Origin of the sequence: Psychromonas arctica (assembly GCF_036697365.1) — a bacterium.
In the GTDB taxonomy this organism is placed as follows: Bacteria; Pseudomonadota; Gammaproteobacteria; order Enterobacterales; family Psychromonadaceae; genus Psychromonas; species Psychromonas arctica_A.
In genome coordinates this window covers 142,681-155,545 of sequence record NZ_JBAHZA010000002.1, presented here as the reverse complement: position 1 = coordinate 155,545, position 12,865 = coordinate 142,681, and the positions used below count along the sequence as shown (strand labels likewise).

Genomic DNA, 12,865 nt, shown 5'->3' with positions numbered 1-12,865 from the left:
GCAGAAATAATGGAGATTGAATAACGATTTTAAATGTATTTAAATTCAACAGTTTAGTTGTAAGTCATTAGGGGTTATAAATTTATTAAAAGCTAAATTTCACCATATATCTAATATTATCGCTGAAAAATACTTATTTAGTTAAATGTTGTCGTTATTAATTCTCTTACTCGCCACTTTACAATGCATAAGCTATTTATAGTTTAAATCACTGTGTTCTCAGTAAGACTATAAATACGGTATTTAGTTTAAAACACGTAATGTCGCTCTAGATGATTTGATAATAAAATTTTAGAAACGGTTAAATATTCAAATTTACGGTAACTTATTTTTCACTGTTCAATTTCTTTTTATTTAGAGGGCCTTAAGGGGGGAGATTATATTTAGTGTTGTTGAATCAATTCATATTAGCATATAAAAAAAAGCATGTTAGCGATACACTAACATGCTTTAAGCACAGACAATCTTATCTAATTAGTAAGCATCATTATTTATGGTGTTTAACTTAACGAAGAACATTTTTTGCTATGTTAATAGATGTATTTACTCCATTACCAAAAGAAATACTAAAGCCGGTTGAAGGTTGTTGTTTAATCACTTTTTGATGTGATTTTTTAACATGATTACTTTGTTTAACTATTACAACTTTTTGTTTTTTTATCTCTTTTTTATTTTGTTGTTTGTTATTGTGTTTAACTACATTTTTTACAATCGTTACTTTCTGTCCGTTATTCTGATGACTGTTCTGTTCATGTCCTCTTGAATTTGCTGAAGCACTAAATGATAAACTTGCTGCTAATAGGGCTGTTGTTAATACTAATAGTGTTTTTTTCATTGTATTCTCCAAATATTTTATTTCGTTTTAAACTTGCTGTTTGTTTCAATAACTAAACTATACTGATCAAATATGGAGCAAGTTTGTAGAAAATATGGAGTTTGTAAAAATAGCTAATTTCTTTGTTTTCCTGTTAAACCATCTTCTTTAGCTCTTCTGTTTCCTCCTGTTACACCCATACAAAGTGTCAATCTTTAAGGTATTAGCTAAGCTTAGACAAGCAGTTTATTGAGAAGCTTATTTATTATTATTGATTAATAACGCATATATTAAGGTTATTAGTACTAATTAAAGAATAAAATATATACAATTAATACCTCAGTATGGCTATCAAATTGCTTTTTTGTTTTTAATAATTGCTGTTAGGTTATTTTATTACCTATCTATATATAATTTGTTAGCTGCTAATTTTATTTAGGGTTTAATACAAGGAAGTATATGAATAACCTAAATCGATTTGTATTATCTTTATCTTTACTCTCATTACATACCCAAGCAGAACAAGATCTCATTGATATTGATTTTGAAGAGCTTATGAAAATAGAAGTAACTTCAGTCAGCAAGAAAAACGAGAAATTATCTAAAGCCGCTGCTGCTATTTATGTTGTAACAGAAGATGAAATTCGTCGCTCCGGAGCAACGAACATTCCGGAAGCATTATTTCTAGTTCCTGGAGTCGATGTCACTAAGATTGATGCAAACAAGTGGGCAATAGCAATTAGGGGATTTAATGGACGTTTTTCCAATAAATTACTAGTTTTGATTGATGGGCGAAGTATATATACGCCTACTTCTTCAGGCGTTTATTGGGAAAACTTAAATTATCTAATGTCAGATATTAGTAGAATTGAAGTTATAAGAGGCCCAGGTGCAACTCTTTGGGGGACAAATGCTGTTAATGGTGTCATTAACATAATAACTAAAGCGTCTAGTGGAAAAGAAGGTGAAATAAATGCTTCACTAGGTAACCAATACAAAGGAATAGGTGTTAAACAAGGTGGAGAAATTGGCGATTCAACAAAATTTAGAGTTTATGTAAATAGTAAAAAACAAGAGGAAACTCAAGATCTTCAAGGCTTTGATCAAGACAACGCAGGTCAATATCTACAAACAGGCGTACGTTTTGATATTGAACCAGGTAATGGACAGTGGTTAACTTTACAGGGGGATTTATATAAGCATCAACTTCGTCAGCAGTTTTCAGTATCGAACTATTCTTCACCTTATACTTCAACCATTGAAAGTGATGATGTTGATCTTATGGGAGCTAACCTTTCTCTCCTTTGGGGAATCAAAACAAGTATCGATTCAGAGTTAAACATTCGAACTAGTGTTGATTTTTATGAACATAATGATCTTCAATTTAATGAAATGAGAGATACTTTTAACATCGATATAGAATATCAATTCATGCCATTTATTGATCATTCTTTAATTTGGGGAGCTGGGTATCGAGTTAGTCGAAATGAAATAGATGGTTCAGACTCTTTTACCATTTCCTCTTCTACTGAAACGACGCAAATTTGGAATCTTTTCTTACAAGATACATGGAAAATTCCACAAAAAGACTTATCTTTAACATTCGGAGCAAAAATAGAAGGCAATAGCTATAGTCGTACAGAAATACAACCTAATATTAGATTAAGTTGGTTAGTTTCAGAAAATGTTACTTTATGGTCTGCAATTTCCCGTGCGATAAGAATTCCCTCTCAAGTTGAAAATGATTCGATGATTAATATTCAAGTGATAGCTCCTAGTGCTTTTGATCCGACAGGAACACCTTTTTTATTACAACTAATTGGTAATAATCAATTTGAATCAGAAGAGTTGACTGCTTATGAGATTGGTTATCGCTGGTTTCCTTCTCCTCAATTATCATTCGATATCACTGCTTTTTATAACCAATACGAGAACTTGTTAAGTTATGATATTGGTGACGCTGAAATTAAGAGCATTAATGGCAACACCTTTTATGTTATTCCTATTAACTTAGATAATAATACAGAAGGCTACAGTTACGGAGCTGAATGGCTCACTTCATGGCAAGTAACACCAAGAACTCGTTTACGTTTTTCTTATAGCTATTTAGATATTAATTTAGAAGATACTCAACCTAATATATACAGTAATGATGTTATATCTCTTTCTGTTGACCGTTCACTTCAACACCAAGCATCTATTTGGGCAAGTACCGACTTAAGTGAATCAATAGAATTAGATTTAAGATTCTATTATACATCTTCACGTAGTTGGGAACGCAGCAGTGGTGATCAATATATTTCAGACTCAGTGGATGGTGACTTACGTATTGCATGGCAAATATCTCCTTCATTAAATCTATCCATCGTTGGCCAACATCTTTTGCACGACGATAATCAGCAATTTATTACCGAGTCATCAAGCACTGATTCGCTGATCGAGCGCAGTATATTTTTCAATGCTTTATATCGTTGGTAATAAGATTTAAATGTATATCTACTTGATAAATAATACATTAATAAAATATATATTGATTTTTATTATGTCATTTTTATTTAACATAAATGCTGCTATTTCAGATGAAAATAAAATAAGCAGTCTAAAAGTTGCCTATATATACAATATAGCAAAGTTTACCCGCTGGCCTCCTTCAACTTGGGATAAAACTGACGCTCCATTTTTCTTATGTGCTTACGGTAATGATGATGTAAGTAATGAATTAAATGTACTGATGAATAAAAAAATTGATACACATCCTATTTCAGTTGTAAAAGTAAAGAGCGACGAAGATTATCAGCATTGTAATGCAATTTATATTAGTACTGATGAACGAAATATTTATCGTTATTTACTCTCAAAAATAGATCTTCAACTAGTATTAACGATTACAGACCAAAATCAATATTTCAAGTATGGCGGTTTTATTAACTTGATTGAAGAGAACAAGCGTTTGCGCTTTCAAGTTTCTAATCAACAACTATCAACGACTAAGTTAGTTTTAAGCTCTAAATTATTAAAGCTTTCTATTCTTGTAGATAATTAAAGGTGTCTTTGTGATAAAAATAAAAAAGTTTTCCTTAAGAAGTCAGTTAATAGCTATTGGTTTATTACCAGGTGTAATAGCAACTATTGTAATTATAATATTCCTTAGTTTTGCTCAAAACTATTATCGTCATCTTGATTCAGAAAGTGAGCTTAAAACATTAGCAACATTAATGGCGACTCAAAATTCAGCTACAGCACAATTTAAAGATAAGGAAGCGGCCAAAGAAAGTCTAGATAGTCTTTATGCTAAAAAAGAGATTGTGCTAGCTAGAATTTATGACCAAGAAAAACAAGTATTAGCTGAATACATTAAGACTGACTTTGATCAAGTCGTGTATAGCTCACTGTTAAAAATGAACTTAATAGAGTTACAAAATAACCATTCAGAAGATATATTGACTCAAGTCGTACCAATAACTTATGAAGGAGATACCCTAGGTTACGTGCTTTTAGTGGATGATTTTAGTGTACTTAATCAGCGCTTATTACAACAATTGAGCATAATTCCAATCATTTTTATTCTTGGAAGCTTATTTGCTCTATTATTTGCAGTTAGGATGCAAAGATTTATATCCCATCCAATATTAGCTATGACTAATGTTGTAGATAAGGTTTCTACACAAAAAGATTACAGCCTACGAATGCAAGGGCGTCGCTTTGATGAAATAGGATTATTAATTAATGGTTTTAATCTTATGCTTGAGCAGATAGAAGAAAGGGATCTAGCACTTCAAGAACATAGAGATAATTTGGAAGAAAAAATATTAAAACGTACAGAGGAGTTAACGGTTGCTAAAGAAAAGGCAGAGGCAGCGAGCAAAGCAAAAAGTGAATTCTTAGCGACAATGAGCCATGAGATTCGAACTCCAATGAATGGCATCTTGGGTATGACAGAGTTGTTAATGACTACACCTCTCGAAGCAAGACAAAAACGCTTTACTGAAACAGCTCATCAATCTGGTGTGAACTTACTTAATATTATTAATGATATTTTAGATTTTTCTAAAATCGAATCAGGTAAGATGGAATTAGAGCTTATTGAATTTAATTTACGTGCTCTTATAGAAGAGTTTGGTATTCTTTATGGCGAAGCTGCCTATAATAAAAATATTGAATTAATTCTATCCATTCCCCCAGGCTTTCCTAATACCTACATCGGAGACCCAATAAAGCTACGTCAAGTATTAACTAATTTACTAAATAATGCCTTGAAGTTTACGGAGCATGGACAAGTTTCATTAAAAGTTGAAGATGATAACCAAGGGAAAATTTCCTTTACTGTGACTGATACTGGCATTGGAATTGAAGGTGAAAAAATAGCATATATTTTCGAATCTTTTGTACAGGAAGATAGCTCTACCACCAGAAAATACGGAGGTTCAGGTTTAGGCCTTCCAATCGCTAAACAATTAGTGAGTTTAATGGGGGGAGTATTAACGGTTACATCAGAAAAATCGGTTGGTAGTATTTTTTCATTTGAACTTGAGTTAACGTCAGTAGAAACTAGCTTAACTCCTTTAATAGATGATTCTATTAAATTACTGCCTGAGACTAATACGTTGCAGAAAAAACGTATTTTAGTCGTCGATGATAATCCAACTAATCGTTTCATTATTAAAGAACAACTTAATGAAATTAATACGCCTTGTGATTTAGCTGAAGGCGGGAAACACGCTATATTATTGTTAGAAATAGCTAATAATGAAAATAATCCTTATGATCTTTTAATTCTAGATATGCATATGCCTGGCTTCGATGGATTAGAGTTAGCCAATACAATTCGTCAAAACCCATATTTACAGCAACCCATAATTATCATGTTAAGTTCTGTAAACGCAGACTCTAAATTACTTGAAGAAAATAAAATAACTTATTTTCTTAACAAACCCGTCTTACAAAAAGAGTTATACAAATGTTTAACTAATGCCATTAAAGACCAAATTACTGGTCAAAAGAGTAGTTCGTCCAAAGATCTAACTACGATTGATTCATTTCATTTTAATTATCCATATCGAGTGTTAATTGTTGAAGATAACCCTGTAAATCAGAAGGTTGCAGTAATTATGCTAGAGTCGTTTGGTTTGCATGTTGACCTTGCAGAAAATGGTTTGAAAGCTGTCGAATCAGTTAAAACCCAACAATATGATATTATTTTAATGGATATGCAAATGCCAGAAATGGACGGTTTAGAAGCCACACAGGCTATCCGAAATATGGAATCAAATGGGTTAATTCCAAAAGGAAATGTCATCATAGCATTAACTGCAAATGCAATTGATGGTGATATGCAACGCTGTCTTCAATCTGGTATGGATGGTTACCTGAGTAAACCATATTCGATTAGTGAGTTGTATGAACAATTGGTTCCTTGGTTACATATACCGAGAGATAACGCAATTCAACTCAAAGTAATTAATGAAAATCATGTACCTTCAGCTAAACAAACGACAGATTTACCTAACTATAACCCAGTAGATGATACTGCTCTTAATAATATAGCTGCTCTACAGCCAGGAGATTCTTCTTCACTAATTAATAAAGTAATAACGCTTTATATTAATACACTGCAAGAAGCCTTGGTAGTATTTAGAGATCCTAACTCAGATAATGAATCTATCAGAAAATGTGCTCATACTTTAAAGTCTAGCAGTGCAAACGTAGGTGCCAATCAATTGGCTAAGTTAACCGCTAAATTAGAAAAAGAAATTAATTCTAGCTCTACAAAATCAATTTCATTACTAATTGAAGAAATAGAGTTTGAGTCTGACAATGTCACTGTCTATTTCAATAAAAAATTAATAAGTTAAATTTTGAGGAACTTATGAACAAGAAATCAATATTGGTGATAGATGATGACGAAATGACTCGATTGTTAATCAATCAAGTACTTGCATCCGATATCTATCATATTATTGAAGCAAAAGATGGTTCTGAAGGCGTATTTTTATTTAATAAATATAACCCAGACCTAGTTTTACTTGATGTTGAGCTTCCAAAGTTAAATGGTTTTGAAGTTTGTCAATTAATCCGATCATCAGAGCAAGGTGAAAGGGTGCCTATTATTATGATTACTGGTATGGATGACACCAAGTCAATTGAAAATGCTTATAGTTTAGGTGCAACAGATTTTATGATCAAACCGATAAATTGGTCATTATTCGGACATCATCTACGTTATATTTTACGTAATAGTAATTATTATAAATCACTTAAAAAAAGTGAATCTAGGTTAGAGTATGCTCAAAAAATTGCACGTTTAGGTTATTGGGAATTAGAAGCTGATAATGGCTATTTATTATTATCTAAACAGCTCGCTGATATGTTTTCTTTATCATCATTTAAGTTTGAAAATGGCCAAGATTTTTTTCTCCATCTTATTCACCAATCCGAACGTTTATATATACAAAATATTCTGTTGCAAGCATTCGAAGATGGAAAGCCATTTAATTTAGATATTAGAATTAAACTCCCTTCAAATGACTTATTACATTTAAAACTTCAAGGTAAAAGATTAAAAAATACCAACGGTTCTACTTCTGTTATTTCAGGCATTATGCAGGATATAAGCGAACTTAAAGAATCACAGAAAAGATTAGTCCATGTTGCTCATCATGATGCATTAACTAATTTACCCAATAGGGTTTTATTTACTCAAAGACTTGAACGTTCGATACAAAGAGCAGATCGTTTTGAAAGCAAAGTTGCTCTTTTATTTATTGATTTGAATCGATTTAAACAAGTTAATGATTCTCTTGGACACGAAGTGGGTGATCTATTATTGCAAGAAGTCGCTACTCGTTTTAGTTCTGTTACACGAAAGTCGGACATTGTGGCTAGGTTTGGCGGAGATGAGTTTGCAATTTTATTAGATTCTATTAAAAACTTAGATCAAATTCCTTCGTTTATAGAAAATTTTCAAACCCTTTTTAATCAGCCTTTTTTTATTAATGATGAAATTATTTATATTGGTTCAAGTGTTGGGATTAGTATCTACCCGGATAACGGCAGAGATTGCAGTGAATTACTAAGAAACGCAGATACAGCAATGTATCAAGCTAAAAAATCTGAGCAAGATAATGTTTACTTTTATTCTAGTGAGCTAACAGAAAATACTATTAAACGTTGGTCGGTAGAAAATCAACTTAGAGAGTCTCTAGAAAATAATGATTTCATTCTTTTGTATCAACCAAAAGTGTGTAGCAAAACTCATTCTATAGTTGGAGTTGAGGCATTAATTCGTTGGCCACGTGGAAACGAAACTCCTATATATCCGTCAGAGTTTATACCTATAGCCGAAGAAACAGGATTAATTATTGCACTAGGTAAATGGGTTATTGAGCAAGCTATTGAACAATTGAGTTTGTGGAAGGATAGTGTATGCCAAGAATTATCGATTGCAGTTAATGTTTCTAGCCGTCAATTATATAGTGAAGGATTTACGGAGTTTGTAATAGGGGCCTTAGAAAAATTTAATATCCCAGCTTGTAAGTTGGAGATGGAAATAACCGAAGAGCATTTGGCTCCGACAAATCAAGAGAAAACGATAAAGGAAACTTTACAAACACTTACTGATATTGGCATTAAAATCTCTATCGATGATTTCGGCACAGGGTATTCATCTTTATCCCAATTAAAAATACTACCAATTTCTGTTTTAAAAATAGATAAATCATTTATAGACAACATTCCTGACAATAAACAAAATGTTGCGATTATTAAATCAATTATTAGCTTGGCTAAAAATTTAAATTTAAAAGTCGTCGCTGAAGGTGTTGAAACGATTGAACAGTTAATATGTTTACGAGAATATGATTGTGAAATTATCCAAGGTTATTATTTTTCTAAACCCGTTTCTGATTGTGAAATAAAAGAGTTATTAATCAGTAACTCATTAAGTAATTAATTTAAAAGTAGCCTATAAATAATATATTTAACTATTTATTTGACCTCTATATTTTATTTATTGATATATCCCTTGTTATTTATTTAAAATTTAACACACAGCGTTCAATTAAAGAACAATAAAGTGTTTTAGTAATTAATAATCAGTAGGTTATAGCTTTTAAAATAATTTTGAATGGCGTTATTTATCCTTTATTTGTTCCCAATTGCTTCTAGTTTGGTTATTTAATCAAATTGAACATGAATTTCTTAGTTATTATTTAATAATAAAAGGCTTTAACTTAGTAATCATATGTAAACCGTATAATAACTTTCTATATAAGTACGTTAACTGATAAAAAATCAGATAATTTATTATCAGTTAACGTATGAAAACTCAAAACCACATATAGGATAACAGTATGTTATACATTTTATGTTAAATAGAATTATGGTAAATCTATCCTTAGTTATTTGTATAAAACCGTAGTATATTTCTTGCAACACACTATATTTAACATAATATACATTATGCGCAGTTGTATGTATTCTATTTATCATCCATATTTACGACACTATTAACCAGTATACTGTTCAAATTGAATATTATACGTATATGGCATATTTCTATTTTATTACTCAACTTTTCTACAAGTTAATCTCCATTAAATAAATAGCTTATACTTCTTCTTTACCTTCTGCAGTTCAGTGCTCTATAAGTCTTTATTATTTATTCAACTTTTTAAGTCGATTTTGGCGATGTTGATACTATTATCTATATCTTATTTTAGTATTCTGTTTGATGACTATAAATATTATATTAACTAATTGTTTTTATTGGCTATTTTTACTTTTCCAACATCATGATATTTGTATTGTTAGCTTCTAATAAGCAATATTGATTCTATTAATCTTTGGTTTTAGTGTTAATAAACCAGGTATTGGTCTTTATTTAGGCGCTCTGTGCTAAAATCTGAGAGTTTTTTAAGGTATTTCCTTTAACTATAAAATCTGAAGCGTCATGATTTGGCGATTAAATATTAATGATGTCACGTATTTAATTTTTTATTAGTTAAAATTTTTTAACTGATTTATTAAGCTGCTTATCTGCTTGTTCTAAATTTTGTACTCATACGGTTAGTTCAATTTTTATTTTTAGTATTAAGTTAATCTATATCAATAAATATATTATGACTTCCATATAACGATTCGTATGGTGCTAATCTTCAACAAAACAATTGTTATAGGATTATATATGTCAGAGTTATATTCTTTATCCGGAAAACTTAACATCGAATTTAAAACCATTCAAAAGATGATCAGTATTTATTGCCGTCATCATCACCACATGAAAAATAAAACCAATCAACTTTGTTATGAATGTTCTGATTTCGTTAGTTATGTAAATGAAAAATTAGATCGTTGTCCTTATGGTGAAATAAAACCAACATGTAACAAATGTCCTATTCATTGCTATAAAATTGAAAAACGATTACAAGCTAAAAAAGTAATGTTATTTTCAGGACCGAGGATTATTTTTTCACATCCTTTTCTAGCATTAAGACATTTATTATCAGAAAGAAACGAGATTCCAATGTCAATTCCTAAAGAAAAATCTAATCGACATATAAGAATAATTCGCCTTAAAAATATTAATAAGTAGATGTTTGATTTAAAGTGACGGCGTTACTCATAATAATTTAAATATAATTACAGGCTTACTTATTGGTATTGATATTAGTATTGAGACTAAGCATTAATTTAAGTCTTATTTTATATTTTAAAAATATTAAAAAAGGAATTAACAAGCACCCTCTTTATATCCCCCATCTAACTAATTGATTTTATTTATTTATTAAAAAATATTAGGTTTGTTGGTATTGTTTTGTTAGTTTTTATTGAATTACCGATATAATATCTATGTTAAAAATGGTTTTAGTACTAACATTTACATAGATAATCCTATTTATTTTCTTATAGAATCAGCATTATTTACTACTTTATTTTCCTTAAAACCTTTTAAATTAGACGTTATTTTTATGTGTTTTTATAAAAAACACCAACATTCAGTCATCATAAAAGTCTTATTTTGAGCATTGTTATGCTAGATTTAGTCGTTATTATTAGCACCCTATTTTCGGAATATCGCACCATTGAGTAGTATATTGTGGTGTTAATAATTCCCTGCGCATTGCCCAGTTTTCTTGAATTCCCTGGGTTGCAAAGAATGCGCTGTTATTACCATAACGTTGGTTAATGCTGTCTAATACGTTCATTAATGGCGAATTTAGTTGATGAGTATTGAACAAATCAAACTGTTGATGTTTTGTATTGCTTAAATTTAATAAACCAACACCTACTTTATAATAGTGAACACTAGCGTCAAATAGCTGGTTTATACTCTCACTCAGAGCATTAAGCAGTTGTGAAGTATCATTAGTTGCTTGGCTAAAATGAATAGTTACTCTATAACTGATTGGATTTTGGTCAAAGGGGCTACTTGATGCAAATAATAATAAAGTGCCGCAAAGGGAGTGCTGTTGTCTCGCTTTAGCTGCTGCAATTGCAATATGTTTAGCTAAGGCTTGCTGTAAATTCTCGATATCGGTAATGCGTTTTCCCATACTACGAGTTGAAAAAATTTGTAACTTATCGGCTCTTATCCCATCCCACAGCTTGCAAGGTATCCCATTCAATTCATTTATCGTTCTTTGTAACTCTACGTTAAATAAAGATTTAGGTAGTCGTTTTAAATTAGTTTCTCTAAGTTTTTGTATCGTATTAATACCCTGTTCGACTAGCTTTTTGCTGGTTTTATTACCTATGCCCCATACATCAATAGGCGATAAACGATCGAATACCTGTTGCATAAAGTTAGGATCGTCGAGTGCACATACACCTCGAAAACCAGGCCATTTTTTCGCGACGTGATTGGCCACTTTTGCTAGGGTAAGGGTTTTCCCTATACCAACGCAAACCGGTAGTCGCGTTTCTTTCCAAACGGCTCGACGGATTTTTTGTGCATGGATCGCTAAGCTTGGTATTGTTTGAAGGCAATCATTAAAATCTAAAAAAGTCTCATCAATGGAATAAATATGTTGTTCAGGAGCAAAACGCCCTATCACTTGCATCATTTTATGCGAGAGATCTGCATATAGTTCATAGTTTGATGAGCAAACAATAATGCCATATCGTTCGCACAGAGAACGGGCTTTAAAATAAGGTTGAAACTTTTTAATGCCTAAAGCAATGGCTGCTTTATTAGCTGCAACGATACAACCATCATTGTTAGATAAAACAATAATCGCTTTGTCTCTCCATGCAGGACGAAATACTTGTTCTGCGCTGCAATAAAATGAATTGGCATCGACTAAGGCAAACATTAAAAGGTTTTCGCTAATAATTGGCTATCACGATGGCAGCGAATAGAGCGAATGACCACTCCCTCTATGGTGAATTGGTCTCCTTCATTTATCGGGATCGTTTTATAACGTGGGTTTGCTGATAATAGTTCGCGGTCTGTAATATTGATGATTTTACAAATAAACTCTCCATTATAGTTAGCTACGATCACGTCATTATTTTTGGCCGTCAAGTGCCTATCTACGATGAGGATATCACCACTGTATATACCAACACCTTGCATAGAATGACCATCGGCTTTACCAATAAAAGTCGCACTAGGATGCTCTATTAATAATGCATCTAAGCTTAATGGAAGCTGCAAGTAATCACTGGCAGGACTTTCAAAACCAGTAATACCTGCACTTGCTGTAATTGGGATAAATTTCATAATTATCTTAATATAAGTACAAGTAGAAGATGAAATGGCTTGTTTAAGTGGTAGAATTTTTATTACTTTAATTAAAGTATCGCCATTGATATGATTTAGCTTTTCGATGATTAATTTTGTTAATAGTTATCTATTTGCGAAAATGACAACGAAGAAGTAAGTTATTTTAACAAGTAAAATAGATCAGTTAATTAGTGTGATTGCTATAAACATGGAAAATAAAATATTTAATGTAATTGGTATAGCTAAGAAAAGAAATTACTAGATAAGTACTTTACGCAGTAACTAGATTGATTCATGTTGAGGTTGTAAATTGAATTATTTATCACTAG

Annotated in this window: 8 protein-coding genes; 5 read left to right on the top strand and 3 right to left on the bottom strand. The window is 31.3% G+C overall.

Features of this window, described 5'->3' with window-relative positions; translation table 11 throughout:
• Positions 1-505: 505 nt before the first annotated feature.
• A complete protein-coding gene (locus tag V5290_RS02760) occupies positions 506-835 on the bottom strand; it encodes a hypothetical protein (RefSeq protein ID WP_333381611.1) in 330 nt (109 codons plus the stop codon).
• Between the two features lie 438 nt (positions 836-1,273).
• Between V5290_RS02760 and V5290_RS02755 the strand changes: the two genes are divergently transcribed.
• The 5 genes from V5290_RS02755 to V5290_RS02735 all read left to right on the top strand — a co-directional run bounded on the left by V5290_RS02755 (position 1,274) and on the right by V5290_RS02735 (position 10,403).
• The gene (locus tag V5290_RS02755) at positions 1,274-3,292 is read left to right on the top strand and encodes a TonB-dependent receptor plug domain-containing protein (protein ID WP_333381609.1); all 2,019 of its coding nucleotides are present in this window, start codon (positions 1,274-1,276) and stop codon (positions 3,290-3,292) included.
• Positions 3,293-3,356: 64 nt separating this feature from the next.
• Positions 3,357-3,857 carry a YfiR family protein gene (locus V5290_RS02750; protein WP_333381606.1) on the top strand — a complete coding sequence of 167 codons (501 nt, stop codon included), beginning with the start codon at positions 3,357-3,359 and terminating at the stop codon, positions 3,855-3,857.
• 10 nt (positions 3,858-3,867) lie between these two features.
• A complete protein-coding gene (locus tag V5290_RS02745) occupies positions 3,868-6,666 on the top strand; it encodes a response regulator (protein WP_333381604.1) in 2,799 nt (932 codons plus the stop codon).
• A 14-nt stretch (positions 6,667-6,680) separates the two neighbouring features.
• Complete coding sequence (locus V5290_RS02740; RefSeq protein WP_333381602.1) at positions 6,681-8,762, top strand: EAL domain-containing protein; 2,082 nt, start codon at positions 6,681-6,683, stop codon at positions 8,760-8,762.
• Between the two features lie 1,233 nt (positions 8,763-9,995).
• Positions 9,996-10,403 carry a nitrous oxide-stimulated promoter family protein gene (locus tag V5290_RS02735; protein ID WP_333381600.1) on the top strand — a complete coding sequence of 136 codons (408 nt, stop codon included), beginning with the start codon at positions 9,996-9,998 and terminating at the stop codon, positions 10,401-10,403.
• A 460-nt stretch (positions 10,404-10,863) separates the two neighbouring features.
• Here the strand turns inward: V5290_RS02735 and V5290_RS02730 are convergent, their stop codons facing one another.
• Together V5290_RS02730 and V5290_RS02725 are read right to left on the bottom strand one after the other, a co-directional pair.
• Positions 10,864-12,123 (bottom strand): Y-family DNA polymerase, encoded by a 1,260-nt coding sequence (locus V5290_RS02730; RefSeq protein ID WP_333381597.1) that lies wholly within the window; start codon positions 12,121-12,123, stop codon positions 10,864-10,866.
• Entirely contained in the window at positions 12,123-12,533 is a 411-nt protein-coding gene (locus V5290_RS02725; RefSeq protein ID WP_333381594.1) for a translesion error-prone DNA polymerase V autoproteolytic subunit, read from the bottom strand. Before V5290_RS02725 ends, V5290_RS02730 begins: the two co-directional genes overlap by 1 nt.
• Between the last annotated feature and the right edge of the window lie 332 nt (positions 12,534-12,865).